The organism is Streptomyces violascens, assembly GCF_014649955.1.
GTDB classification, from domain to species: domain Bacteria; phylum Actinomycetota; class Actinomycetes; order Streptomycetales; family Streptomycetaceae; genus Streptomyces; species Streptomyces violascens.
Window position 1 is genome coordinate 103,861 of the sequence record NZ_BMUA01000022.1, and the last position, 25,577, is coordinate 129,437.

A 25,577-nucleotide genomic window follows, 5' to 3' on the forward strand; every position below is an offset into this window, starting at 1 on the left:
CGGGCGGTCCCGCCCTGGACCCGGGGCCGTAGCATGACGGAACCACGATGGGGGAGGCCCATGTCAGACAACACCCAGCAGCCGCCGGGAGGCCAGGAGCCGCGCGACCCCTGGGCGCCGCCGGAGCACAAGGTCCCGCTGGACAAGCCGCCGGTGCACGACCAGCAGACGGTCATTTCGATACCGGGTGCCGACGGCCAGAGCGCTGCCCCGGACCAGGGAGCCCCCGCCGCTGCCGCGGCCCAGGGCCCCTTCCCGGGTGCGCCCGGACAGCAGGTGCCCGGACAGCAGGCTCCCGCACCCGGCTTCGGCGGCCCGACGCCGCCGCCCGGCCAGGCGGTGCCCGGCAGCTACGGCTACCCCAGCTACCCGCAGCAGCCCGCCCAGGGCTACCCCGGATACCCGGGCGCGGGCCAGCAGCCCGCCTACGGCTACCCCGGCTGGACCGGGATGCCCGCCCCGCAGAACGGGTTCGGCATCGCCGCGATGGTGCTCGGCATCGCCGCGTGTGTGCTCATGCTGTGCAGCATCGGTATCGCCGGCATCGTGCTCGGCACGCTCGCGCTGATCTTCGGACTGCTCGGCAAGGGCAAGGCCCGCCGCGGTGAGGCCAACAACCGGGGCCAGGCCTTGGCGGGCATCATCATGGGCATCGTCGCAATTGTGCTCGGCGCCGCGATACTCGTCCTGGTGATCGTGACCAACTCGCTGGGACATTCCCGCTACGACGACAGCTCCTACTCGGACTCCCTGTCGTTGTCCGTGTCCTCCGCCCGCTGAGGAACGCCTCAGGCGCTTCCGCCCGGTGAAGGGGGTCCGCAGTGGCCCCCTTCACCGGGGCGGGATCAGGTGCGCAGTCGGCGCAGCTGCTCCCGCGCCTCCGTCAGCGCGAAGCCCAGCAGGTTCAGGCCGCGCCACCGCGCGGGATCGTCCGCCTCCGGCGCGTCCGCCGCCAGGCCGATGCCCCAGATCCGGTCCAGCGGGCTCGCCTCGACGAGCACCCGGTTTCCGGTGCCGAGCAAGTAGGCCCGCAGTGCCTCGTCCTGGCCGAACTTGTGCAGGCTGCCGGCCAGGACTGCCCCGTACCGCTCCCGCCGCCACACCGCCTCGTCGAAGCCGCGCACCAGGCGACCGGCCTTCTTCGCGAGCGCCGGGTTCGCCGCCGTGAGCGCCGCGCGCTCGGCCTCCGCGTCGCCGAACAGCCGCGCCTTCGACGCCATCATCCAGTGCTCGGCCGTCGCGTACTCGACACCGTCGACCACGAAGCGTGACGGCCACCACTGGCTGAAACAGCTTGGGCCGAGCGAGCCGTCCCGCTGGGGCCGGTGGCCCCAGAAATGCAGATACTTGATCCGGTCACCGTTCTTGACCTGCGCGATCAGCTGGTCGAGCGGTGCGCGGTCCCCCGTGATTTCCTCCATGCACGCGAGTCTGACAGGCGCCACTGACACTACGTCGGGCCATTCCCGCCCCGACGCGACACATGGTCGACAGATTCCGTCGCGTAACCAAAAGGCAACAACGGAATCACTTGTTGGCCAGATGTGCCTCTGCCAGGATCGTCACTCAAATCGAGCTGAAGCTACGAAGAACGTGGGCGACATGGACACCGACAGCGGCAACGGCAATCGCACCCAGGCACAACCCCGCTTCCCGGCGCAGGACCGCTTCGCGGCCGGTGCCCAGTACATCGGCGGGCGGCTGCGCCCCGGCACCTCCGGACGCCGTCAGGCGGTCGTCGACCCGGCGACGGGGGAGACGGTGTACGACTACGAGCTCGCGGGTCCCGCCGATGTCGACGCGGCGGTCGCCGCGGCCAAGGACGCCTTCCCCGCCTGGTCCGGCGCCACCCCCGGCGAGCGCTCGGACGCCCTGCACCGCCTCGCGGAGGTCCTCGCCGAGCGCGCCGAGGAGTTCGCGCAGGCCGAGTCCCTCCAGTGCGGCAAGCCCATCAAGCTGAGCCGCGAGTTCGACGTGCCCGGCACCGTCGACAACACCGCGTTCTTCGCGGGCGCGGCCCGGCACCTGGAAGGCAGGTCGGCCGGGGAGTACTCGGGGGACCACACCTCGTACGTACGCCGTGAGCCCATCGGGGTCGTCGGGTCCATCGCGCCCTGGAACTACCCGCTCCAGATGGCCGCCTGGAAGATTCTCCCGGCGATCGCGGCGGGCAACACCATCGTCCTCAAGCCCGCCGAGACCACACCGCTGACCTCGCTCCTGTTCGCCGAGGCCGCCAAGCGGGCCGGCATTCCGGACGGTGTCGTCAACATCGTCAGCGGCGCCGGAAAGGAGGCGGGCGAGCACCTGGTCGGGCACCCGGACGTCGTGATGACCTCCTTCACCGGCTCGACCGGGGTCGGCAAGCGGGTCGCCGAGATCGCCACCAGGACGGTCAAGCGGATCCACCTCGAACTCGGCGGCAAGGCCCCCTTCGTGGTCTTCGACGACGCCGATTTGGAGGCCGCCGTGCACGGCGCGGTCGCAGCCTCCCTCATCAACTCGGGCCAGGACTGCACCGCCGCCACCCGCGCCTACGTCCAGCGCCCCCTGTACGAGGCCTTCGTCGAGCAGACCGCGGCCCTCATGGAGACCGTCCGGATCGGCGACCCGTTCAGCGAGGACACCGACCTCGGCCCGCTGATCTCGCACACCCACCGCGACCGCGTCGCCGGATTCGTCGAGCGGGCCAGGGCCTACGCACGGATCGTCACGGGCGGCGATGCCCCGAAGAACGACGGCGCCTACTACCGGCCCACCCTCATCGCGGACGCCCCCCAGGACAGCGAGGTCGTCCAGGCCGAGATCTTCGGCCCGGTCCTGGTGGTGCTGCCCTTCGACACCGACGACGAGGGCATCGCGCTCGCCAACGACACCCCCTACGGACTCGCCGCCTCCGCCTGGAGCCGCGACGTGTACCGCACCGGCCGGGCCACCCGCGAGATCAAGGCGGGCTGCGTGTGGATCAACGACCACATTCCGATCATCAGCGAGATGCCGCACGGCGGCTACAAGGCGAGCGGCTGCGGAAAGGACATGTCGGCGTATTCCTTCGAGGAGTACACGCAGGTCAAGCATGTGATGTACGACAACACAGCGGTCGCCAGGAAGGACTGGCACCGCACGATCTTCGGGGACCGATAGCAGAGGCGGCCCGACCAGGCCACCGAACCCACCCGAAAGGGCATACAGCGCATGGAGCAGTACGAGTCCGACAGCCTGTCAGCGGCCCAACTGGCCGCCGTCCGGCGCAGCATGACCAACGGCCGGGGCGCCCTGACCCGCCGTTCCCTGCTGCGCGCCTCGGGCGTCGGCGCGCTCACCGTCGGCGGTCTGGCCGGCCTGAGCGCGTGCGGCATCCCGGCGGCCAAGAAGGAGAACGGCGCCGGACCGTCCAACGCGGACCACTCGTCCCAGGAGAAGCAGATCAACTTCTCCAACTGGACGCAGTACATGGACATCAGCGACGACAAGAAGCACCATCCGACGCTGGACGAGTTCACCCGCCGCACCGGGATCCAGGTCAAGTACACCGAGGACATCAACGACAACGTCGAGTTCTTCGGCAAGATCAAGCCGCAGCTCGCGGGCGGCCAGGACACCGGCCGTGACCTCGTCGTCCTCACCGACTGGCTCGCCGCCCGGCTCATCCGGCTCGGCTGGGCACAGCAGCTCGACCCCTCCCACCTGCCGCATGCGTACGCCAACCTGGCGCCCCAGTTCCGGATGCCCGACTGGGACCCGGGCCGCGCCTACTCCTACCCGTGGACCGGCATCCCGACCGTCATCGCGTACAACGCCAAGGCGACCGGCGGCAAGAAGGTCGACTCCATCACCCAGCTGCTCGACGACCCGAGCCTCAAGGGCAGGGTCGGCTTCCTCTCCGAGATGCGCGACACGATCGGCATGACCCTGCTCGACCTCGGCAAGGACCCGGCGAAGTTCACCGACGCCGACTTCGACGCCGCGATCGGACGCCTCCAGAAGGGCGTCGACACCAAGCAGATCCGCCGCTTCACCGGCAACGACTACACCGGCGACCTGGTGAAGGGCGACCTCGCGGCCTGTGTCGCCTGGGGCGGCGACGTCACCCAGCTGCGCTCCGACAACCCGGACATCAAGTACGCGATCCCGGCGGCCGGTTACATGACCTCCAGCGACAACCTGCTCGTCCCGGCGAAGGCCCGGCACCAGAGCAACGCCGAGAAGCTGATCGACTACTACTACGAGCTCCCGGTGGCCGCCAAGCTCGCCGCGTTCATCAACTACCAGTGCCCGGTCGACGGGGTCCGCGACGAACTCGCCAAGATCGACCCGGCGCTCGCGCAGAACGAACTCATCCTGCCGGACCGGGCGATGACCGCGAAGTCCCACGCCTTCCGCTCGCTCAGCGAGGCCGAGGAGACGGCGTACGAGCAGAAGTTCTCCAAACTCATCGGGGCCTGAGCCGCCCGCCCCCTGATCAGAGTCCCCCTTCCCCTCAACACCCTGGGACCCCACCCATGACAGACAGCACCGCCGGCGGCGACGTCCGCCTCACCGGGATCAGCAAGACGTACGGCTCCTTCACCGCCGTCCACCCGCTCGAACTGACCGTCCCGCAGGGCTCGTTCTTCGCCCTGCTCGGCGCGTCCGGCTGCGGCAAGACCACCACGCTCCGCATGATCGCCGGGCTCGAGGAGCCGACCACCGGCACGGTCTTCCTCGGTGACAAGGACGTCACCGACCTTCCGCCGTACAAGCGGCCGGTGAACACCGTCTTCCAGTCGTACGCCCTTTTCCCGCACCTGAACGTCACCGAGAACATCGCCTTCGGGTTGCGCCGCCGGGGCATCAAGTCGGTGAAGAAGCAGGTCGACGACATGCTGGAGCTCGTGCAGCTCGGCGACTTCGCGCACCGCAAGCCGCACCAGCTCTCCGGCGGCCAGCAGCAGCGCGTCGCCGTCGCCCGCGCACTGATCAACCACCCCCAGGTGCTGCTCCTCGACGAGCCGCTCGGCGCCCTCGACCTCAAGCTGCGCCGCCAGATGCAGCTGGAGCTCAAGCGCATCCAGACCGAGGTGGGCATCACCTTCGTGCACGTCACCCACGACCAGGAGGAGGCCATGACGATGGCCGACACGGTCGCGGTGATGAACGGCGGGCGCGTCGAACAGCTCGGCGCCCCGGCCGACCTGTACGAGAACCCGAAGACCACGTTCGTCGCGAACTTCCTCGGCACCTCCAACCTCATCGAGGCCGAGGTCGCCGAAAAGAACGGCGACGATCTCGTGGTCACCGCCGGCGGCGCCAAGCTGCGGCTGCCCGGCGGGCGATGTTCGGCCCCCGCGAGCAGCGGCGGCAAGCTCCTCGTCGGCGTACGCCCCGAGAAGATCTCGCTCGCCCACCGCGACGACGAGGGCGCGATCGCGGAGGGCCGCAACCGCGTGAGCGGCCGCATCGTCGACTCGTCCTTCATCGGCGTCTCCACCCAGTACCTGGTGGACTCCCCGGCGGGCAAGGGCCTTTCCGTGTACGAGCAGAACGTTGACAGGCGCGCGGGACTCCTCCCCGGCGCCGAGGTCGTCCTGCACTGGAACCCGGCGCACACCTTCGGCCTCGACGCGGCCCAGGCCATCGACGCGGGCGTCGAGAAGGTCGAGGACGCCGCGTGACCGCCCTGGCCGAAGCGGCCCCTTCTCGACAAGGCGACCTTCCGGTGCGCAAGGGCTCCACCCGCAAGCGGCTCGTCCCGTACTGGCTGCTGCTGCCCGGCATCCTCTGGCTGATCGTGTTCTTCGCGCTGCCGATGGTGTACCAGGCCTCGACTTCCGTACAGACAGGCTCACTTGAGAAGGGCTTCCAGGTCACCTGGCACTTCCAGACGTACTGGGACGCCTTCAAGGAGTACTACCCGCAGTTCGTCCGATCCCTGCTGTACGCGGGAACCGCGACCCTGCTGTGCCTGCTGCTCGGCTATCCGCTGGCCTATCTGATCGCCTTCAAGGCGGGCCGCTGGCGCAACATCGTCCTGGTCCTGGTCATCGCGCCGTTCTTCACCAGCTTCCTGATCCGCACGCTGGCCTGGAAGACGATCCTGGCCGACGGCGGACCGGTGGTGCACGCGCTGAGCTCGCTGCACGTCCTGGACGTCACCAGCTGGCTGGGCTGGACCGAGGGCAACCGGGTCCTGGCCACGCCCATGGCGGTGGTGTGCGGACTCACGTACAACTTCCTGCCGTTCATGATCCTGCCGCTCTACACCTCCCTGGAGCGCATCGACTCCCGGCTGCACGAGGCGGCCGGCGACCTGTACGCGACGCCCGCCACCACCTTCCGCAAGGTGACCTTCCCGCTGTCGATGCCCGGGGTCGTCTCCGGCACCCTGCTCACCTTCATCCCGGCCAGCGGCGACTACGTGAACGCCGAACTGCTCGGCTCCACCGACCAGAAGATGGTCGGCAACGTCATCCAGTCGCAGTTCCTGCGGGTTCTCGACTATCCGACGGCCGCCGCCCTCTCCTTCATCCTGATGGCGATCGTCCTGGTCATGGTCACCGTCTACATCCGCCGAGCCGGGACGGAGGACTTGGTCTGATGCCCATTCTCAAGTGGCTGCGCCGCAATCTCGTGGTCATCGCGGGGCTCGCGACGCTCGCGTATCTGATCCTGCCGAACGTCGTCGTGATGGTGTTCTCGTTCAACAAGCCGAACGGGCGCTTCAACTACTCCTGGACGCGTTTCTCGACCGACGCCTGGCAGGACCCGTGCGGGGTCGCCGACATGTGCGGCTCGCTCTCGCTGTCGCTCCAGATCGCCCTCTGGGCGACGATCGGCTCGACCGTGCTCGGCGCGATGATCGCGTTCGCCCTGGTCCGCTACCGGTTCCGGGCGCGCGGCGCGATCAACTCGCTGATCTTCCTGCCGATGGCGATGCCCGAGGTCGTGATGGCCGCGTCCCTGCTCACGCTCTTCCTCAACATGGGCGCGCAGCTGGGCTTCTGGACGATCCTCATCGCCCACATCATGTTCTGCCTCAGCTTCGTCGTCACCGCCGTCAAGGCGCGTGTGATGTCCATGGATCCGAGGCTCGAAGAGGCCGCGCGCGATCTCTACGCGGGTCCCGTCCAGACGTTCCTGAGGGTGACGCTGCCGATCGCGTCGCCCGGCATCGCGGCGGGCGCCCTGCTCGCCTTCGCGCTGTCCTTCGACGACTTCATCATCACCAACTTCAACGCGGGCTCCACCGTGACCTTCCCCATGTTCGTCTGGGGCTCGGCGCAGCGCGGCACACCCGTGCAGATCAACGTCATCGGGACGGCCATGTTCATCATTGCCGTCGTGGTGGTCACCGCCGGACAATTCATTGCGAACCGGCGCAAGAACAGCGCGAAAGCGTAACCGAACGCAGTTCCTGAGGGAGTTGGAATCATGGCCGTGACCCGAGCCATGAACAGTGCAGCACGACAGTCCCTGGCGGGCGCGAAGCCCGTCCCCTTCTGGCTTGAGGACCCCGGCCGCCCCGAGGCGCTGCCCGCCCTCACCGGCGACGAGAAGTGCGACCTCCTCGTCGTCGGCGGCGGCTACAGCGGGCTGTGGACCGCGCTCGTCGCCAAGGAGCGCGAGCCCGGCCGGGACGTCGTCCTCATCGAGGGCAAGGAGATCGGCTGGGCCGCCTCCGGCCGCAACGGCGGCTTCTGCGCCGCCTCCCTCACCCACGGCCTCGGCAACGGACTCGCCCGCTGGCCGGACGAGCTGGCCCGGCTCGAAGAGCTCGGTGCGGCGAACCTCGACGCCATCGAGGCCACCGTCGCCCGCTACAAGATCGACTGCGACTTCGAGCGGACCGGCGAGATCGATGTGGCCACCGAGCCCCACCAGCTCGAAGAGCTGCACGAGATGTACGAGGAGGCGACGAACCTCGGCTTCGGCGGGCTCGAACTCCTCGACGAGGAGGCCCTGCGGGCCGAGGTCGACTCGCCCACCTTCCTCGGCGGGCTCTGGGACCGCGACGGCGTCGCCATGCTCCACCCGGCCAAGCTCGCCTGGGGCCTGAAGCGGGCCTGCCTCGACCTGGGCGTACGGATCTACGAGCACACCCCGGGCCTCTCGCTGGCCCGGGTCGGCAGCGGCATGGGCGTGCGCACCCCGTACGGCAAGATCCGCGCGGAGCGCGTGGCGCTCGGCACCAATGTGTTCCCCTCGCTGGTCAAGCGCCTTCGGCCGTACACGGTCCCGGTGTACGACTACGCGCTGATGACCGAGCCGCTGAACGCCGCCCAGCTCGCCTCCATCGGCTGGCACCGGCGCCAGGGGCTCGGGGACTCGGCCAACCAGTTCCACTACTTCCGCCTGTCCGCCGACAACCGCATCCTGTGGGGCGGCTACGACGCGATCTACCAGTACGGCGGGAAGGTGCGCACCGAGTACGACGACCGGCCCGAGACCTACGCCAAGCTCGCCGAGCAGTTCTTCCACTGCTTCCCGCAGCTGGAGGGGCTGCGCTTCAGCCACGCCTGGGGCGGCGCGATCGACACCTGCTCGCGCTTCTCGGCGTTCTTCGGCACCGCCCACGCCGGCCGGGTCGCGTACGCCGCCGGATACACCGGCCTCGGGGTCGGCGCGACCCGGTTCGGCGCCGAGGTGATGCTCGACCTCCTGGCGGGCGAGCACACCGAGCGCACCGAGCTGGAGATGGTGCGCACCAAGCCGCTGCCCTTCCCTCCGGAGCCGGTGGCATGGGCGGGCATCGGCATCACCAAGTGGTCGCTTGCGCGGGCCGACGAGAACGGCGGCCGGCGCAATCTGTGGCTCAGGGCGATGGACCGGGTCGGCCTCGGCTTCGACTCCTGACCCGGTTCGACTGCTCGATCGTTTCGTGCGCCCCCGGTCACGCCGGGGGCGCACTTCTTTCGTTCGCGGTGTGACCCAGTTCACTACTATGAGGTGCCCGAAGTCGCGTCATGGCCCGGCTCGTTGGCCCTCTCGCTCGTGGACGCACTGGCTGTGCCCAGTGGAGTGGGACCGGACGGAGGACGGCAATGACTGCCTCGGGGTCGAAGACCGCGGTGGAATGGCTGGCGTCGGTGGCGCCGGATCCCGACGCCTGCCGGTGGGAATGGGAGCGGAATCCCCTCGGGGTCGCCCTCCTTCCGGCCGGCAGGCGCTGGGACGTACTGATCCTGCCGGGCGAGCTCGGAGGTCACACGCTCGATGTGCTGACCCGGCTCGTGGACCGGCCGGGTCCCGTGCTCGCCGACTTCGGCGACGAGCGCATCGGCTTCTTCGTGCCTCCGGGCACCGTCGCGCGGTGGCTCGGCACGGGGGTGCGCGGGGCGGGCGCGGGCACCTGGATCGTGGTGCCGTACCCGGGCCGGGCGACCGGCGGGGTGCGCTGGCTGGTGCCGCCCGACGGCTCGGGCACCCTCACCGACCCGACCCTTCTGGAGCTGGCCATGCACGAGGCCGCGGCTCACATCGCACGGGACGGGGGTAAGCGGGACTGAGTCGGGACGGCTCGGTGCCAGAGGTCTTGACAACCTGATTGGTCTGGACCATGTTGTGCGGGCTTCGTGTCTCAATATCCCCTTGCCGGGAGGCAGTTGTGGACCGCACCAGACATCCGGCCCTACGGTCGTCCCTCTTCGCCGCTCTCACGGCGGCCACCCTCGCCGCGGCCGGACTCGTCGCCGTGGCGCCGTCCGCGCACGCCGCCGACACCGACCTCATGCGCAACGGCGGCTTCGAATCCGGACTCGACGGCTGGAGCTGCACCGCGAACAGCGGCGCCTCCGTCTCCTCGCCCGTGCACAGCGGCACCGCCGCCCTGAAGGCGACCCCGGCCGGCAGCGACAACGCCCAGTGCTCCCAGACGGTCGCCGTCCAGCCCAACTCCACGTACACGCTGAGCAGTTGGGTGCAGGGCAGCTACGTCTACCTCGGTGCCTCCGGCACCGGAACCACCGACGTGTCGACCTGGACGCAGTCCGCGCCCTCCTGGCAGCAGCTGACGACCAGCTTCAAGACCGGCGCGGGCACCACCTCGGTGACCGTCTACACGCACGGCTGGTACGGCACCGCCGCGTACGAGGCCGACGACGTGACCCTGACCGGCCCCGGCGGCGCTCCCGTCCAGATACCGGCCGCCCCCGCCGGGCTCGCCGCCTCCGGCGCCACCTCCTCCAGCATCGGCCTGAGCTGGTCCCCGGTCACCGGCGCCACCGGCTACACCGTGTACCGCGACGGCGCCAAGGTGGCCTCGGTGAGCGGGACTTCGGCCACCGCCACAGGTCTGGCCCCCAGCACCTCGTACGCCTTCCAGGTCACCGCGACCAACTCCGCGGGGGAGTCCCCGAAGTCGGCCACCGTCACCGCGGCCACCACGGGCACCACCACCCCGCCGCCCTTGGGCCACGCGCTCGTCGGGTATCTGCACGCGTCCTTCGCCAACGGCGCGGGCTACACGCGCATGGCGGACGTGCCCGACGACTGGAACGTCATCGACCTCGCCTTCGGCGAACCGACCTCGGCGACCTCCGGCGACATCCGGTTCAACCTGTGCCCGGTCAGCGATTGCCCGACCGTCGAGTCGCTCGCCGACTTCAAGGCCGCCATCAAGGCCAAGCAGGCCGCGGGCAAGAAGGTGCTGATCTCGATCGGCGGCCAGAACGGCCAGGTCCAGCTCACCACGACCGCCGCCCGCGACACCTTCGTCTCGTCCGTCTCGAAGATCATCGACGACTACGGTCTGGACGGCCTCGACATCGACTTCGAGGGCCACTCGCTCTCGCTGAACACCGGCGACACGGACTTCCGCAGTCCCACAACGCCCGTCATCGTCAACCTCATTGACGCCCTGAAGACCCTCAAGGCCAAGTACGGCTCGAAGTTCGTCCTGACGATGGCCCCGGAGACGTTCTTCGTGCAGCTCGGCTACCAGTACTACGGCTCCGGCCCCTGGGGCGGGCAGGATCCGCGCTGCGGCGCCTACCTTCCGGTCATCTACGCGCTGCGCGACTCGCTCACCCTGCTGCACGTCCAGGACTACAACTCGGGATCGATCATGGGCCTGGACAACCAGTACCACTCGATGGGCGGCTCGGACTTCCACATCGCCATGACCGACATGCTGCTCACCGGCTTCCCCGTAGCGGGCGACACCTCGAAGATGTTCCCCGCGCTGCGCCCCGACCAGGTCGCCATCGGCCTGCCCGCCTCCACTCAGGCGGGCAACGGCTGGACCGGTCCCGCCGAGGTCACCAAGACCCTGGACTGCCTGACGAAGAAGGCCGACTGCGGCGCGTACCGGACCCACGGAGCCTGGCCGGGCCTGCGCGGCCTCATGACCTGGTCCATCAACTGGGACCGCTTCAACGGCGGGGAGTTCTCGAGGAACTACGACGCATACCCGTGGAGCTGACCACCAGCAGAGCCCCGCACAGGCAGCAGCTGGCAAGGACGTCCAGGGGCCAGTGGTAGCCGTGCAGGACCAGACCGATGCCCGTCGCCGCGGTGAGCGCCCCCGCGGCGGCGGGCATCAGCCATCCGCGGCGTACGGACGGGGACAGCAGGAGCGCGGCCCCGCCGTACGCCACCATCGCGGTCGCCGTGTGGCCCGAGGGGTAGTAGCCGGTGGCGGCCTCCAGCGGGCCCGGCCGGGCGATCCAGTCCTTCAGCGGCACGATCAGGAGCGGCACCACGGCCATCGTCACGGCGGCGATCAGTGCCTGGCGGCGCAGGCCGCGCCACAGGGCGTACGCGATGGCGACGGCGAGGACGGGGAGTGCGACCGGCATGCTGCCGAGGTCGGCGAGGACCTCCGCGAGGGCGGACGGCCCGTGGCCGGTCACCGCCCGGTCGACGCGCTCGTCCAGACGGCGCAGCGGGCCGCCGGATGCGACCTGCCAGGTGATGACCGCGAACACGCAGAGCAGCGTGGCGAAGAGGAAAGCCGGCCGCCCCGGAACAGGGGGGGAGGTTCCGGGGCGGCCGCCTTGACCGGTGTACCGCGCGCCCCGGGGGGTGTGGGGCGGACGGCCATCCGATCGGTGAGGAGTTCCGGAGCCGGAGGCTCCAGTGGTGTGCGCGAGGGCACGACCAGGGCAAGGCTGGGGATGCTCCGCCCTGGAACCGCCCGCAGTCCCCTGCGGGCGAGGTGTTTCTCTCATCTGCAGAAACCGTACGGCAGACAGCGGGGGACCGACAGCGGGAACTCCATCCCGCCATTGGCCCCCCACACGTTCTTCACAGGCGGTGTCGGCTGCTCTGCGTCACACGCCGGTGAAGGCCTGCTCGATGATGTCGAGCCCCTCGTTCAGCAGGTCCTCGCCGATGACCAGCGGGGGCAGGAAGCGCAGGACATTGCCGTACGTGCCGCAGGTCAGGACCAGGAGGCCCTCCGCGTGGCAGGCCTTGGCGAGCGCGCCCGCGGCCTCCGGGTTCGGGGTCTTCGAGGCGCGGTCCTTGACCAGCTCGATGGCGATCATGGCGCCGCGGCCGCGGATGTCGCCGATGATGTCGTACTTCTCGGCCATGGTCGCCAGGCGGGCCTTCATGACCTCCTCGATGCGCTTGGCCTTGCCGTTGAGGTCGAGCTCCTTCATCGTCTCGATCGCGCCCAGCGCGGCGGCGCAGGCCACCGGGTTGCCGCCGTAGGTGCCGCCGAGGCCGCCCGCGTGCGCGGAGTCCATGATCTCGGCGCGGCCCGTCACGGCGGCGAGCGGCATGCCGCCCGCGATGCCCTTGGCGGTGGTGATCAGGTCCGGGACGATGCCCTCGTCCTCGCACGCGAACCACTGGCCGGTGCGGCAGAAGCCGGACTGGATCTCGTCCGCGACGAACACGATGCCGTTGTCCTTGGCGAACTGGCTGATCGCGGGCAGGAAGCCCTTGGCCGGCTCGATGAAGCCGCCCTCGCCGAGCACCGGCTCGATGATGATCGCGGCGACGTTGTCCGCGCCGATCTGCTTGTTGATCATGTCGATGGCCTGCGCGGACGCCTCGGCACCGGCGTTCTCCGGACCGGTCAGCCAGCGGTAGCCGTAGGCGACCGGCACGCGGTAGACCTCGGGCGCGAACGGGCCGAAGCCGTTCTTGTACGGCATGTTCTTGCTCGTCAGCGCCATCGTGAGGTTGGTGCGGCCGTGGTAGCCGTGGTCGAAGACGACGACCGCCTGGCGCTTGGTGTAGGCACGGGCGATCTTGACGGCGTTCTCGACGGCCTCGGCGCCCGAGTTGAACAGCGCGGACTTCTTGGCGTGGTCGCCCGGCGTCAGCTCGGCGAGCTGCTCGGCGACGGCGACGTAGCCCTCGTACGGCGTGACCATGAAGCAGGTGTGCGTGAAGTCCTGCAGCTGGGCGCTCGCGCGGCGGACCACGGCCTCGGCGGAGGCGCCGACCGACGTCACCGCGATGCCGGAGCCGAAGTCGATCAGGCGGTTGCCGTCGACGTCCTCGATGATGCCGCCGCCCGCGCGCGCGGTGAACACGGGCAGCGTGGAGCCCACACCGGCGGCGACCGCCGCGAGACGGCGGGCCTGAAGCTCCTGCGACTTCGGGCCGGGGATGGCGGTGACGACGCGGCGCTCCTGCGGGATCGCGCTCATGAGGGGCTCCTGGAGATTTTCGTGGGGATTCGGACGCTTCCTTGGCTTTCTTCGCAGGCTAAGGCGCACGAACGGGCCATGGCATGCGCCGTTAGGTAGTGGTGAGGGTGTGTCCCTTGTCCTCGGCGGACAGTTCCCCCGGGCGGACGCGTGGGGTGCAGCAGCGGTGAACCGTCGTGCCCTGGCACTAGATTGAGCGTTCGCAGCGCTCGGAACGGACCTGGCTGGTCAGGGGGCAAGGGGTCGATGGACACCGAAGGCACGCACGACGCACGCGGCACCCGTTCGGGGGCGGTCCCGCGCCCCGTAGTGCCGCCCCCGCGGCCGCCGCTCCCGCCCCGCCCCGCCGAGGCGCCCCCGGCCGGGCCCGCCCTCGGCGACTGGCTGCGCACCCCGCGTGCCCCGGCCGAACCGGGCCTGTGGCGCTTCGGCCACAGGCCGCGGCCAGACGCGGACCCGGACCGGGTGCCCGACCGTGCCCTCCTCGTCGGCGCCCTGGTGGCGTTGCTCGCGGCCACCCTGGTCTGGTCGCTGTGGACCAACGGATACATCCCGCACAGCCGGGTGCTGCTTGAGCTGTTCACGCCCGCCGAGTGGTGGCGCTATCCGCGGCCGTCCGAGGCGATCACCGCCATCGAGGTCTACAACAGCCTCTTCGCCGCACTGCTGATCTACGTGTTCGGCCGGATGGGCAACTGGCTGGAGGTCTTCCGGCGGTACGCGGTCGACTGTCCGCAGCCGGAGCGGACCCTGCGCACGGGCCTTGCCGGCGCGTTCGCGGTGTGGCTCGTGATCGGGACCAGCCTGTTCCCCTTCTTCTTCACCGTCTGGAGCCTGTTCCCGCTGTCCTGGACGACCGGCAACGGCGACCGGGCGGTGGCCACGTTCGTCAATTACGCGCTGTACGTGCTGGTCGGCGGTGCGGTGCTCTGGCCCTTCGCCAGGGCCGGCGACTGGCTCGGCCACTTCCGCAAGGGCAGGGCCGCCTCCCCGGCGCAGACCCCCACCGCATCCCCCGTGGCCTCCCCGGCCGACTGGCCCCAGCTGCGGGCCGCCGGTCAGGATGCCACTGCCGACCGGCTGGTGGCCGAGGAGCGGGCCGGGCGGATGAACGACGTCGACTGCGTACGGATCCGGCGGGCATGGGCGACCGTGAAGGCGGACCCGTCCCGGCTCGGCGCGTTCGCCGAGGCGGTCGCGGGCCAGGGCGCGCGGGCCTGTCTGCACCCCTCGGGCGATCGCGACCTGCCCGCCCGCGCGGCCACCCACGACCTCCTCACCTCCCAGGTGCGGCTCGGCCGCTACCCGGACGCGGAGCGCACCCCAGCCGCCCGCAGGGGCGCGGGGGCGGCCGTCGACCCGGCCGCGCTCGGCTCGTCGCTGCTCGCGGTCGGACCGTTCGGCTCGGGCAAGACCCGGCACCTGGTGCGGCCCGTGGTGGAGTCGCTCGCGCTCCAGGCGCTGGCCGGGAAGGCCGCCGTCGTAGCGGTGTGCGCGGCGGGCACCCCGCTCGGTCCCGACGACGGCTACGACGTGGTGATCAAGCCCGGCGACGCCTCCTCCGCGTACGACCTCGACCTGTACGGCGGCACCGCCGACCCCGACGAGGCCGCCACCCTGCTCGCCGAGGCCCTCGCCGGGGACATCCCCGAGGTCGACGCGCGGCGGGCCGCGACGGCCCTTGCCCAGCTGCTCGGCCCCTACCGCGCGGCCCACGGACGCTTCCCCGCCGTCCCGGTCCTGCGCGAGCTGCTCGACGGATCGCCCGGCGCCATGGAAGAGCTCCGGGGGAGCCTCGACGCCGAGGCGCACCGCGCCTACCATCGCGAACTCGACGCCAGGGAGCGGCAGTTGGGCACGCCGGGCGACCCGGGGCTCGCGCTCGCCGCCCGCGTCGCGGTGCTCGACCGCCCTGCCTTCGAGGGGTTCTTCGACACCACGGGCGAGACCCGGCCGTTCTCGCTGCGCTCCCTCGAACACCCGCTGCGGGTCCGTGTAGACGTGCCCGAACGCGGCCACCCGGAGGCGGCGCACCTGCTGACCCGGCTGATCCTCGCCCAGTTCACCGCCGGGGCGGCCGCCCGCCGGGACCGCTCGCTCTTCGCCTTCCTCGCCGTCGACGACGCCACGCACGCGGTCACCGCCGAGTCCGTACGGTCCCTGCAGCGGCTGCGGAACTGCAACGCCGGGGTGCTGCTCACCCTGCGGGCGCTCGGCGACGTACCGGAGCAGCTGCACACCTCGCTGCTCGGCTCGGTCGGCTGCCACATGACGTTCTCCGGGGTCACCACCTGGGACGGGCGGCTGTTCGCGCAGGCGTGGGGCACCGAGTGGGTGGAGACCACCGAGGTCGCCAAGCACACCGTCTTCGCCGACCAGCCGCTCACCCGGGCGGTCCACGCGCTGCGCAAACTCGTCACCGGCAAGGCCGTCACCACCGACGCCGTCACCGTGCGCAAGGTCGAGCGGGAGCGCTGGTCGGCCTCCGAGCTCGCCCACCAGGTGCCGGCCGGGCACGCGGTGCTCTCGCTGACGACCGTGAAGGGAGAGCACGCGCCGCCGCTCCTGGTGGACCTGCGGGCGTGAGGCCGGTACCTGTCGGTTGAACGGCTCGGCGGAACCTGGCCGAGCTGGCAAAATGGAGTTGCCCGTTCATACGGGGCGTAGCAATCACTTACTGTCGCTACTTCCCGTGCTCCTGACTCCCTGCCGCGAAGGTAACCCGGTCCCATGCCGCCCACGCTCGCCTCGCTCGTCCAGCACTCGGCGCTCAAGCTCACCGTGCGCGCGGGGGAGGACCACCTGGACCGCCCGGTGCGCTGGGCCCACGTCAGCGAACTCGCCGACCCCGTCCCGTACATGGAGGGCGGCGAGCTGCTGCTCACCACCGCGATGACGCTGGACGCCGACGACCCCCAGGCCATGCGCCGCTACGTGCGCAGGCTGGCCAGGGCCGGGGTGGTCGGGCTCGGCTTCGCGATCGGGGTCAACTACGACACGGTGCCCCAGGCGCTGCTCGCCGCGGCCCGCGAGGAGGACCTCCCGCTCGTGGAGGTGCCCCGGCGCACCCCGTTCCTGGCCATCTCCAAGGCGGTCTCGGCAGCCATCTCGGCCGACCAGTACCGTGCGGTCACCGCCGGGTTCGAGGCGCAGCGCGAGCTGACGAAGGCGGCGCTGTCCGAGGGCCCGGCCGTCCTGATCGCCAAGCTCGCCGCGCACGTCGACGGCTGGGCCGCGCTGTACGACACCTCCGGCGCGGTCGTGGCGGCCGCCCCCGAGTGGGCCGCGCGGCGCGCCGCCCGGCTCGCCCCGGACGTCGCCCGGCTGCGCGAGCGCGCGGCCCCGGCCAGCGCGGTGGTCGGCGCCGACGACGCCTCCGGCGACCGGGTCGAGCTCCAGTCGCTCGGCACGGGGCGCCGGGTGCGGGGCGCGCTGGCCGTGGGCACGGGGGCGCCGCTCGGCACCGCCGAGCGCTACGCGGTGCACTCGGCGGTCGCGCTGCTGACCTTGACGACGGAACGCTCCCGCTCGCTCCAGTCCGCCGAGCAGCGCCTGGGCGCGGCCGTTCTGCGCATGCTGCTCTCCGGACAGCAGGACCATGCCCGCGCGGTGGCCGGCGATCTTTACGGCGGTCTCCTGGACGCGCCGTTCCGGCTGGTCATCGCCGAACCCGCGGGGGAGGGCGACCCCGCCGGGCTCGGCGCGCTCGCCGAGACGATGGAGTCGGCCGCCGCGCGCTCCGGCGAGGCGGTGCTCGTGGTGCCGGAGGGGGCGCGGCTGGTCGTCCTTGCGGCGGACGGCGGCGAGGCCGTCGCGGCCTGCCAGTCCCACGAGGCCGCCGAGGGCGAGGAACTCGTCATAGGACTCTCCGCGCCGGCCGGGCCGATCGCGGCGGCGTCCGCGTACAAGCAGGCGGAGCAGGCGCTGTCGGTGGCGCGGCGCCGGGGGCAACTGCTCGTGGAACACGAGCAGTTGGTGGCGGGTTCTGTTCTCCCACTCCTCGCGGACGACGCGGTGCGGGCCTTCGCGGACGGAATGCTCCGCGCCCTGTACGAGCACGACGCGACGGGCCGTGGCGACTTGGTGGCCTCCCTGCGGGCGTGGCTGTCGCGGCACGGCCAGTGGGACGCGGCGGCGGCGGACCTCGGTGTGCACCGGCACACCCTCCGCTACCGGATGCGCCGGGTGGAGGAGATCCTGGGCCGCTCCCTGGACGACCCGGACGTCCGCATGGAGCTGTGGCTGGCCCTGAAGGCCACGTCGGCCCCGGACGCGTGAGCTGTCCCCCACTCCGCCTCTTCCCGCTGTGACACTCTGCGGCTCCGCCGCGTGGCCTCCGGGGGTGCGAATGGCCTGAGCCCGACTCCTGGGGCTCCGCCGCAGACCCCGTTCGCGCCTGAAGGGCGCTCGTCCTCAAACGCCGGACGGGCTGAAGATGCCGGTGCGGGTCAGCGCCGAGCCTGCCAGGAGCGCGGGGAACTGGGCGCCCAACCACGAACGGCCCGCAGTCGACCGATGGCACGCCCGTCCCACCCACCCCATCCGTCGGAGGCTTTCGGGAAGGGGCGGGGTGGGGATGACAAAGCGGCGCACCCCGGGTCCCGATCACTCCACCCCGGACAAACGCACACCCCCGCCCCCCGGCCTACCGTGAGGGCATGACTTCTACCACCGCCTTCTGGCTCGCCGGCCGCGAGGCCACCGGCGACGACCGCTTCGATGTCACTTCGCCCTGGGACGGCCGTCACGTCGCCTCGGTCAGCGTGCCCACCGACGCCCAGGTCGAGGAGGCCGTGGCCGCGGCGCACGCCGTCGTGGAGGAGTTCGCGGCGACCCCGGCGCACGTACGGGCCGCCGCCCTCGACCACGTATCGAAGCGGCTCGCCGAGCGCACCGAGGAGATCGCCCAGCTGATCTCCGCGGAGAACGGAAAGCCGATCAAGTGGGCCCGCGGCGAGGTCGGCCGCGCGGTCTCCGTGTTCCGCTTCGCGGCCGAGGAGGCCCGCCGCTTCAACGGCGGCGAGGCCCAGCGCCTGGACACCGACGGCGGCGGCGTGGGCCGCCTCGCCCTGACCCGCCGCTTCCCCAAGGGCGTCGTCCTCGGCATCGCACCGTTCAACTTCCCGCTGAACCTGTGCGCCCACAAGGTCGCCCCGGCCATCGCGGTCGGCGCCCCGATCATCCTGAAGCCCGCCCCCGCGACCCCGCTGTCGGGCCTCATCCTCGGCGAGCTGCTCGCCGAGACCGAGCTGCCGGCCGGCTCGTGGAGCATCCTGCCGGTCGCCAACGACAAGATGCCGGCCCTGGTGCAGGACGACCGCCTCCCGGTCATCTCCTTCACCGGCTCCGACAAGGTCGGCTACGCGATCATGGACTCGGTGCCGCGCAAGCACTGCACCCTGGAGCTCGGCGGCAACGGCGCGGCCGTCGTTCTCGCCGACTGGGCCTCCGAGGCCGACCTCGACTGGGCGGCGACCCGTATCGCCACCTTCTCCAACTACCAGGGCGGCCAGTCCTGCATCTCGGTGCAGCGGGTCATCGCGGACGCCGCCGTCTACGACCGGCTGCTCCCGAAGATCGTCGCCGCCGTCGAGGCGCAGGTCACCGGTGACCCGTCCGACGCGGCCACCGACGTCGGCCCGCTGGTCAGCGAGGACGCCGCCAAGCGCGTCGAGTCCTGGGTCGACGAGGCCGTCTCGGCCGGTGCCCAGCTGCTCGCCGGCGGCAAGCGCGACGGCGCCTCCTACGCGCCGACCGTGCTCACGGAGCTGCCCGCGGACACCACCCTCGCCTGCGAGGAGGTCTTCGGACCCGTCCTGACCGTCCAGAAGGTGGACGGCGAGGCCGAGGCGTTCGCCGCGGTCAACTCGTCCAAGTACGGCCTCCAGGCGGGTGTGTTCACGCACGACCTCCAGACCGCCTTCCGCGCCCACCGCGCCCTGGAGGTCGGCGGCGTGATCATCGGCGACGTGCCGTCCTACCGCGCCGACCAGATGCCGTACGGCGGCGCCAAGGCCTCCGGCGTCGGCCGCGAGGGCGTCCGCTACGCGATGGACGACTACACCTACGAGCGCGTCCTCGTCCTGACGGGCCTCGCCCTCTAGGACGCGGCGCCGCCAACAGGAGGCGCCCCCAGGACCGGCGGCCGGAACCCACTGTGCGGGGGTTCCGGCCGCCGTCGTACGTCCGGGCGGGCGCGAGGGGTGGTCCAAGTGCCGGGAATCGGGTACATACGGACGAGTAGCACCACCCGGTAACGGGCAGCCGCCCGCACCCGTCAGCCCGCGGCGAGGAGAACCCCTCATGACCGCACCACAGCACACGCCCAAGGTCTCCGAGCGCGAGGCGCGCCAGGTCGCCGAGGCCGCCCGCGAGCAGGACTGGCGCAAGCCCAGCTTCGCGAAGGAACTCTTCCTCGGCCGGCTGCGCCTCGATCTGATCCACCCTCATCCGCTGCCCGCCCCCGACGACGTGGAGCGCGGCGAGGCCTTCCTCGCCAAGATGCGCGACTTCTGCGAAACCCGTGTCGACGGCCGCCTGATCGAGCGCGAGTCGCAGATCCCCGACGAGGTCGTTAACGGGCTCAAGGAGCTCGGCGCCTTCGGGATGAAGATCGATACGAAGTACGGCGGCCAGGGGCTGACCCAGGTCTACTACAACAAGGCGCTCACCCTGGCCGGTTCGGCGAGCCCCGCCATAGGCGCACTGCTCTCCGCGCACCAGTCGATCGGCGTGCCCCAGCCGCTGAAGCTGTTCGGCACCCAGGAGCAGAAGGACACCTTCCTGCCCCGCTGTGCCCGTACCGACATCTCCGCCTTCCTGCTCACCGAGCCCGACGTCGGCTCCGACCCGGCCCGCCTCGCGACCTCGGCCGTGCCCGACGGCGACGACTACGTACTCGACGGCGTGAAGCTGTGGACGACCAACGGCGTCGTCGCCGACCTCCTCGTCGTGATGGCCCGGGTGCCCAAATCGGAGGGCCACAAGGGCGGCATCACCGCCTTCGTCGTCGAGGCGGACTCGCCGGGCGTCACCGTGGAGAACCGCAACGCCTTCATGGGCCTGCGCGGCATCGAGAACGGCGTCACCCGCTTCCACCAGGTCCGCGTCCCGGCCGCCAACCGGATCGGCCCCGAGGGCTCCGGCCTCAAGATCGCCCTGACCACCCTCAACACCGGCCGCCTCTCGCTGCCCGCCATGTGCGTCGGCGGCGGCAAGTGGTGCCTGAAGATCGCCCGCGAATGGGCGGGCGTACGCGAGCAGTGGGGCCGGCCGGTCGCCCGGCACGAGGCGGTCGGCGCGAAGATCTCGTTCATCGCCGCGACCACGTTCGCCCTCGAAGCCATGACGGACCTCTCCTCGCAGATGGCCGACGAGGACCGCAACGACATCCGCATCGAGGCCGCCCTCGCCAAGCTGTACGGGTCCGAGATGGCCTGGCTGATGACGGACGAGCTGGTCCAGATCCGCGGCGGCCGCGGCTTCGAGACGGCGGACTCGCTCGCGGCCCGCGGCGAGCGGGCCGTCCCCGCCGAGCAGATGCTCCGCGACATGCGGATCAACCGGATCTTCGAGGGCTCGACGGAGATCATGCACCTGCTGATCGCCCGCGAGGCGGTCGACGCCCACCTGTCCGTCGCGGGCGACCTGATCGACCCCGACAAGTCCCTCCAGGACAAGGCCAGGGCGGGCGCGAACGCGGCAGGGTTCTACGCCAAGTGGCTGCCCAAACTGGTCGCCGGACCAGGTCAACTCCCGCGCTCCTACGGTGAGTTCGGGCCGCTCGCCCAGCACCTTCGCTACGCCGAGCGCTCCGCGCGCAAGCTCGCCCGCTCGACGTTCTACGCGATGTCGCGCTGGCAGGGCCGGATGGAGACCAAACAGGGCTTCCTCGGCCGGATCGTCGACATCGGGGCCGAGCTGTTCGCGATGAGCGCGGCCTGCGTACGGGCCGAGCACCTGCGGTCCACCGGCGAGAACGGCCGCGAGGCGGTCCAGCTGGCCGACACGTTCTGCCGCCAGTCCCGCATCCGCGTGGAGGAGCTCTTCACCCGGCTGTGGAGCAACACCGACGACCTCGACCGCAAGGTCGTCGACGAGGTCCTCGCCGGTTCCTACACCTGGCTGGAGGAGGGCGTCCTCGACCCCTCCGACGACGGCCCCTGGATCGCGGACGCGACCCCGGGCCCGGCCAAGCGCGACAACGTCCACCGCCCCATCCGCTGATCGCGGTTCCCGTAGGGGATCCGAACGCCGGAGCGGCACGTTCCGCTCCGGCGTCCGGGCCGCGGGCACCGCCCCGGCAGCGGGGTACGGGACGGCGCCCGCGCACTCGTCCCGGTCTTCTTGGCAGGAGCGCTGTCCGGGCGCACAGCAGATGCGGCAACAATGGGGGGCATGAGCGACAGCCCAGCCCCCCTCGCCGACCCCCACATCGCCTTCGATCCGGCCGAAGGCCGACGCGATGTGGTGGTCCTCGGATCCACCGGGTCCATCGGTACCCAGGCCATCGACCTGGTCCTGCGCAACCCCGACCGCTTCCGCGTGACCGCGCTCTCCGCAGCCGGCGGCCGGGTCCAGCTGCTCGCCGAGCAGGCCCGGAGGCTGCGGGTCGCCGCCGTCGCGGTGGCGCGCGAGGACGCCGTGCCCGCGCTGCGCGAGGCGCTGGCGGCCCAGTACGGCACCGAGCCGCTCCCCGAGATCCTGGCGGGCCCCGACGCGGCCACCGAGCTCGCGGCCTCCCCCTGCCACACCGTCCTGAACGGGATCACCGGCTCGATCGGGCTCGCCCCCACGCTGGCCGCGCTCCAAGCAGGACGCACCCTCGCCCTCGCCAACAAGGAGTCGCTGATCGTCGGCGGCCCGCTCGTCAAGGCGATCGCCGAGCCCGGCCAGATCATCCCCGTCGACTCCGAGCACGCCGCGCTCTTCCAGGCGCTGGCCGCCGGCAAGCGCGCCGATGTGCGCAAGCTCGTCGTGACCGCGTCCGGCGGCCCGTTCCGGGGACGTACCAGGAGCGAACTGGCCGACGTCACCCCGGCCGACGCGCTGGCCCACCCCACCTGGGCGATGGGCCCCGTCATCACCGTCAACTCGGCGACCCTGGTCAACAAGGGCCTGGAGGTGATCGAGGCCCACCTGCTCTACGACATCCCCTTCTCGCGCATCGAGGTCGTCGTCCACCCCCAGTCCTACGTGCACTCCATGGTCGAGTTCACCGACGGCTCGACGCTGGCGCAGGCGACCCCGCCGGACATGCGCGGGCCCATCGCGATCGGGCTCGGCTGGCCCCAGCGGGTCCCGGACGCGGCGCCCGCGTTCGACTGGTCCAAGGCGTCGACCTGGGAGTTCTTCCCGCTCGACAACGAAGCGTTCCCGTCGGTGGGACTCGCCCGGCACGTCGGGGAGCTGGGCGGGACGGCTCCGGCGGTGTTCAATGCCGCGAACGAGGAATGCGTGGACGCGTTCCTGGCCGGGCGGCTCCCCTTCAGCGGGATCATGGAGACGGTGACGGAGGTCGTCGCCGAACACGGAACGCCGCGGACGGGAACTTCCCTCACGGTCTCGGACGTCCTGGAAGCGGAGACCTGGGCACGCGCCCGGGCCCGGGAACTCGCGGTGAAGGCAACAGCGGAGGCACGCGCATGACGATCCTGTTGACGGTCCTCGGCATAGCGCTCTTCGCCGTGGGGCTGCTCATCTCCATCGCGTGGCACGAGCTCGGCCATCTGTCCACGGCCAAGCTCTTCGGTATCCGCGTGCCCCAGTACATGGTCGGCTTCGGCCCCACGATCTGGTCGCGCAAGAAGGGCGACACGGAGTACGGGCTCAAGGCGGTGCCGGCCGGCGGCTACATCCGCATGATCGGCATGTTCCCGCCCGGCGCGGACGGCCGCATCGAGGCCCGCTCGACCTCGCCGTTCCGCGGCATGATCGAGGACGCCAGGGCCGCCGCCTTCGAGGAGCTCCAGCCCGGCGACGAGGACCGGCTGTTCTACACGCGCAAGCCCTGGAAGCGCGTCATCGTCATGTTCGCGGGTCCGTTCATGAACCTGATCCTCGCGGTGGCGATCTTCCTCAGCGTGCTCATGGGCTTTGGTATGGCGACCCAGACCACCCAGGTCGCGGGCGTCCAGAAGTGCGTGATCTCGCAGAGCGAGAAGCGCGAGACCTGCAAGCCCACCGACGCGGTCTCGCCCGCCGAGGCCGCCGGCATGAAGACCGGCGACAAGATCGTCGCCTTCGACGGCAAGTCCGTGAAGGACTGGTCCGACCTCTCGGACCGCATCCGCGAGACCATCGGCCCGGCCACGATCACCGTGGAACGCGGCGGGCAGCAGGTCGTCCTGCACGCCACGCTCGCCAAGAACATGGTGGCCAAGAAGGACTCGAACGGCCAGGTCGTCCCCGACCAGTACGTCCCGGCCGGCTACCTCGGCTTCGCCGCCAAGACGGAGATCCAGCCGCTCAGCTTCGGCGCGTCCGTGAACCGCATGGGCGACATGGTCGAGAACGGCGTCCACTCGATCGTCGCCCTGCCCGGCAAGATCCCGGACCTGTGGAACGCCGCCTTCGACGGCGGCGAGCGCAAGGCCGACTCCCCGGTCGGCGTCGTCGGCGCGGCCCGGCTCAGCGGCGAGGTGCTCAACCTGGACGCCCCGACGCAGAACATCATCGCGACGTTCCTGTTCCTGCTCGCGGGCTTCAACCTCTCGCTGTTCCTGTTCAACATGCTGCCGCTGCTTCCGCTGGACGGCGGCCACATCGCGGGCGCCCTGTGGGAGTCGCTGCGCCGCAACCTGGCCCGCGTCCTCAAGCGCCCCGACCCGGGCCCGTTCGACGTGGCGAAGCTGATGCCGGTCGCGTACGTGGTGGCCGGAATCTTCATCTGCTTCACGCTGCTCGTGCTCGTGGCGGACGTGGTGAACCCGGTGAAGATCACCTAGTCGCGGGGGAGAGTTCTGCCGTACGCCGGTGGTGTACGAGTGGCCGTACGCAGACAGGGGCGGCCCGGGTGCACAGCGTGCCCGGGCCGCCCCTTCGCGTGAACTCTGGGGGCACCCTGTCCTCGGGGCCCTCGGAGTGACGTAACCTCGAAGGCTGGAGCCCGCCGATCTCGGGACCATGATCCACACCTTGGGGTTGCACAGCAGATGACTGCGATTTCACTGGGAATGCCGTCCGTACCGACCAGGCTGGCCGAGCGTCGCAAGAGCCGTCAGATCCAGGTCGGGTCGGTGGCGGTCGGCGGGGATGCACCCGTCTCGGTGCAGTCCATGACCACGACGAGGACGTCGGACATCGGTGCGACGTTGCAGCAGATCGCCGAGTTGACGGCGTCGGGCTGTCAGATCGTGCGTGTTGCCTGTCCGACGCAGGACGATGCGGATGCGCTGGCGACGATCGCGCGGAAGTCGCAGATCCCGGTGATCGCGGACATTCACTTCCAGCCGAAGTACGTGTTCGCGGCGATCGATGCCGGGTGTGCCGCGGTGCGGGTGAATCCGGGCAATATCAAGCAGTTCGACGACAAGGTCAGGGAGATCGCGCTGGCCGCGAAGGATGCGGGGACGCCGATCCGGATCGGTGTGAACGCGGGTTCGCTGGATGCGCGGCTGCTGAAGAAGTACGGGAAGGCGACGCCGGAGGCGCTGGTCGAGTCGGCTCTGTGGGAGGCGTCCCTCTTCGAGGAGCACGGTTTCCGGGACATCAAGATCTCGGTGAAGCACAATGACCCGGTCGTGATGGTGAACGCCTATCGTCAGCTGGCCGCGCAGTGCGACTATCCGCTGCACCTGGGTGTGACCGAGGCGGGTCCGGCCTTCCAGGGCACCATCAAGTCGGCGGTGGCTTTTGGTGCGCTGCTGGCCGAGGGTATCGGGGACACGATCCGGGTTTCCCTGTCGGCGCCGCCGGCCGAGGAGATCAAGGTCGGCATCCAGATTCTGGAGTCGTTGAACCTGCGTCAGCGTCGGCTGGAGATCGTGTCGTGTC

At 70.8% G+C, this 25,577-nt stretch carries 19 protein-coding genes; 16 read left to right on the forward strand and 3 right to left on the reverse strand.

What is annotated here, in order from left to right; all coding sequences use genetic code 11:
* The first annotated feature begins 60 nt into the window (after nucleotides 1–60).
* Nucleotides 61–780 (forward strand): DUF4190 domain-containing protein, encoded by a 720-nt coding sequence (locus IE206_RS31785; protein ID WP_189968237.1) that lies wholly within the window; start codon nucleotides 61–63, stop codon nucleotides 778–780.
* A 65-nt stretch (nucleotides 781–845) separates the two neighbouring features.
* Here the strand turns inward: IE206_RS31785 and ybiA are convergent, their stop codons facing one another.
* The gene (gene ybiA / locus IE206_RS31790) at nucleotides 846–1,451 is read right to left on the reverse strand and encodes a riboflavin biosynthesis intermediates N-glycosidase (protein ID WP_506005492.1); all 606 of its coding nucleotides are present in this window, start codon (nucleotides 1,449–1,451) and stop codon (nucleotides 846–848) included.
* A gap of 151 nt (nucleotides 1,452–1,602) precedes the next feature.
* Between ybiA and IE206_RS31795 the strand changes: the two genes are divergently transcribed.
* The 8 genes from IE206_RS31795 to IE206_RS31830 all read left to right on the forward strand — a co-directional run bounded on the left by IE206_RS31795 (nucleotide 1,603) and on the right by IE206_RS31830 (nucleotide 11,398).
* Nucleotides 1,603–3,144, forward strand: a complete 1,542-nt coding sequence (locus tag IE206_RS31795; RefSeq protein WP_189968241.1) for a gamma-aminobutyraldehyde dehydrogenase — start codon at nucleotides 1,603–1,605, stop codon at nucleotides 3,142–3,144.
* Nucleotides 3,145–3,195: 51 nt separating this feature from the next.
* Nucleotides 3,196–4,446, forward strand: a complete 1,251-nt coding sequence (locus IE206_RS31800; protein ID WP_189968243.1) for a polyamine ABC transporter substrate-binding protein — start codon at nucleotides 3,196–3,198, stop codon at nucleotides 4,444–4,446.
* Between the two features lie 56 nt (nucleotides 4,447–4,502).
* Nucleotides 4,503–5,654 (forward strand): ABC transporter ATP-binding protein, encoded by a 1,152-nt coding sequence (locus IE206_RS31805; protein ID WP_189968245.1) that lies wholly within the window; start codon nucleotides 4,503–4,505, stop codon nucleotides 5,652–5,654.
* Nucleotides 5,651–6,577, forward strand: coding sequence for an ABC transporter permease (locus IE206_RS31810; protein WP_373301015.1), 927 nt, complete (start codon nucleotides 5,651–5,653; stop codon nucleotides 6,575–6,577). Before IE206_RS31805 ends, IE206_RS31810 begins: the two co-directional genes overlap by 4 nt.
* Entirely contained in the window at nucleotides 6,577–7,380 is an 804-nt protein-coding gene (locus IE206_RS31815; protein ID WP_189968247.1) for an ABC transporter permease, read from the forward strand. Before IE206_RS31810 ends, IE206_RS31815 begins: the two co-directional genes overlap by 1 nt.
* 48 nt (nucleotides 7,381–7,428) lie before the next feature.
* Nucleotides 7,429–8,832 (forward strand): NAD(P)/FAD-dependent oxidoreductase, encoded by a 1,404-nt coding sequence (locus IE206_RS31820; protein WP_189968288.1) that lies wholly within the window; start codon nucleotides 7,429–7,431, stop codon nucleotides 8,830–8,832.
* Between the two features lie 188 nt (nucleotides 8,833–9,020).
* Nucleotides 9,021–9,485: a hypothetical protein gene (locus IE206_RS31825; protein ID WP_189968249.1), complete on the forward strand. Its 465-nt coding sequence runs from the start codon at nucleotides 9,021–9,023 to the stop codon at nucleotides 9,483–9,485.
* A 98-nt stretch (nucleotides 9,486–9,583) separates the two neighbouring features.
* Complete coding sequence (locus IE206_RS31830) at nucleotides 9,584–11,398, forward strand: chitinase (protein WP_226599812.1); 1,815 nt, start codon at nucleotides 9,584–9,586, stop codon at nucleotides 11,396–11,398.
* Here the strand turns inward: IE206_RS31830 and IE206_RS31835 are convergent.
* Together IE206_RS31835 and gabT are read right to left on the reverse strand one after the other, a co-directional pair.
* Nucleotides 11,349–12,146 carry a phosphatase PAP2 family protein gene (locus tag IE206_RS31835; protein ID WP_189968253.1) on the reverse strand — a complete coding sequence of 266 codons (798 nt, stop codon included), beginning with the start codon at nucleotides 12,144–12,146 and terminating at the stop codon, nucleotides 11,349–11,351. The genes IE206_RS31830 and IE206_RS31835 overlap by 50 nt on opposite strands.
* A 102-nt stretch (nucleotides 12,147–12,248) precedes the next feature.
* Entirely contained in the window at nucleotides 12,249–13,583 is a 1,335-nt protein-coding gene (gene gabT, locus IE206_RS31840) for a 4-aminobutyrate--2-oxoglutarate transaminase (RefSeq protein ID WP_189968255.1), read from the reverse strand.
* Between the two features lie 246 nt (nucleotides 13,584–13,829).
* Here gabT and IE206_RS31845 point away from each other — a divergent pair, with 246 nt between their 5' ends.
* The 7 genes from IE206_RS31845 to ispG all read left to right on the forward strand — a co-directional run.
* The gene (locus tag IE206_RS31845; RefSeq protein WP_189968257.1) at nucleotides 13,830–16,169 is read left to right on the forward strand and encodes an ATP/GTP-binding protein; all 2,340 of its coding nucleotides are present in this window, start codon (nucleotides 13,830–13,832) and stop codon (nucleotides 16,167–16,169) included.
* 144 nt (nucleotides 16,170–16,313) lie between these two features.
* Entirely contained in the window at nucleotides 16,314–17,861 is a 1,548-nt protein-coding gene (locus IE206_RS31850) for a PucR family transcriptional regulator (RefSeq protein ID WP_189968259.1), read from the forward strand.
* Nucleotides 17,862–18,241: 380 nt separating this feature from the next.
* Nucleotides 18,242–19,687: an aldehyde dehydrogenase family protein gene (locus IE206_RS31855; protein ID WP_189968261.1), complete on the forward strand. Its 1,446-nt coding sequence runs from the start codon at nucleotides 18,242–18,244 to the stop codon at nucleotides 19,685–19,687.
* A gap of 199 nt (nucleotides 19,688–19,886) precedes the next feature.
* Entirely contained in the window at nucleotides 19,887–21,809 is a 1,923-nt protein-coding gene (locus tag IE206_RS31860; protein ID WP_189968263.1) for an acyl-CoA dehydrogenase family protein, read from the forward strand.
* Between the two features lie 171 nt (nucleotides 21,810–21,980).
* On the forward strand, nucleotides 21,981–23,231 hold the full coding sequence (gene dxr, locus IE206_RS31865; RefSeq protein WP_189968265.1) for a 1-deoxy-D-xylulose-5-phosphate reductoisomerase: 1,251 nt from the start codon (nucleotides 21,981–21,983) through the stop codon (nucleotides 23,229–23,231).
* Nucleotides 23,228–24,529, forward strand: a complete 1,302-nt coding sequence (locus tag IE206_RS31870) for a M50 family metallopeptidase (RefSeq protein WP_189968267.1) — start codon at nucleotides 23,228–23,230, stop codon at nucleotides 24,527–24,529. Before dxr ends, IE206_RS31870 begins: the two co-directional genes overlap by 4 nt.
* 207 nt (nucleotides 24,530–24,736) lie before the next feature.
* A partial coding sequence (gene ispG / locus IE206_RS31875) for a flavodoxin-dependent (E)-4-hydroxy-3-methylbut-2-enyl-diphosphate synthase (protein ID WP_189968269.1) occupies nucleotides 24,737–25,577 on the forward strand: 841 nt, incomplete at its 3' end.

What these genes read in the sequence shown, in the direction of transcription:
- IE206_RS31785 (WP_189968237.1), top strand. Translation starts at nt 61, where the DNA reads ATGTCAGACAACACCCAGCAGCCGCCGGGAGGCCAGGAGCCGCGCGAC.
- IE206_RS31795 (WP_189968241.1), top strand. Translation starts at nt 1,603, where the DNA reads ATGGACACCGACAGCGGCAACGGCAATCGCACCCAGGCACAACCCCGC.
- IE206_RS31800 (WP_189968243.1), top strand. Translation starts at nt 3,196, where the DNA reads ATGGAGCAGTACGAGTCCGACAGCCTGTCAGCGGCCCAACTGGCCGCC.
- IE206_RS31805 (WP_189968245.1), top strand. Translation starts at nt 4,503, where the DNA reads ATGACAGACAGCACCGCCGGCGGCGACGTCCGCCTCACCGGGATCAGC.
- IE206_RS31815 (WP_189968247.1), top strand. Translation starts at nt 6,577, where the DNA reads ATGCCCATTCTCAAGTGGCTGCGCCGCAATCTCGTGGTCATCGCGGGG.
- IE206_RS31820 (WP_189968288.1), top strand. Translation starts at nt 7,429, where the DNA reads ATGAACAGTGCAGCACGACAGTCCCTGGCGGGCGCGAAGCCCGTCCCC.
- IE206_RS31825 (WP_189968249.1), top strand. Translation starts at nt 9,021, where the DNA reads ATGACTGCCTCGGGGTCGAAGACCGCGGTGGAATGGCTGGCGTCGGTG.
- IE206_RS31835 (WP_189968253.1), bottom strand. Translation starts at nt 12,146, where the DNA reads ATGAGAGAAACACCTCGCCCGCAGGGGACTGCGGGCGGTTCCAGGGCG.
- gabT (WP_189968255.1), bottom strand. Translation starts at nt 13,583, where the DNA reads ATGAGCGCGATCCCGCAGGAGCGCCGCGTCGTCACCGCCATCCCCGGC.
- IE206_RS31845 (WP_189968257.1), top strand. Translation starts at nt 13,830, where the DNA reads ATGGACACCGAAGGCACGCACGACGCACGCGGCACCCGTTCGGGGGCG.
- IE206_RS31850 (WP_189968259.1), top strand. Translation starts at nt 16,314, where the DNA reads ATGCCGCCCACGCTCGCCTCGCTCGTCCAGCACTCGGCGCTCAAGCTC.
- IE206_RS31855 (WP_189968261.1), top strand. Translation starts at nt 18,242, where the DNA reads ATGACTTCTACCACCGCCTTCTGGCTCGCCGGCCGCGAGGCCACCGGC.
- IE206_RS31860 (WP_189968263.1), top strand. Translation starts at nt 19,887, where the DNA reads ATGACCGCACCACAGCACACGCCCAAGGTCTCCGAGCGCGAGGCGCGC.
- dxr (WP_189968265.1), top strand. Translation starts at nt 21,981, where the DNA reads ATGAGCGACAGCCCAGCCCCCCTCGCCGACCCCCACATCGCCTTCGAT.
- IE206_RS31870 (WP_189968267.1), top strand. Translation starts at nt 23,228, where the DNA reads ATGACGATCCTGTTGACGGTCCTCGGCATAGCGCTCTTCGCCGTGGGG.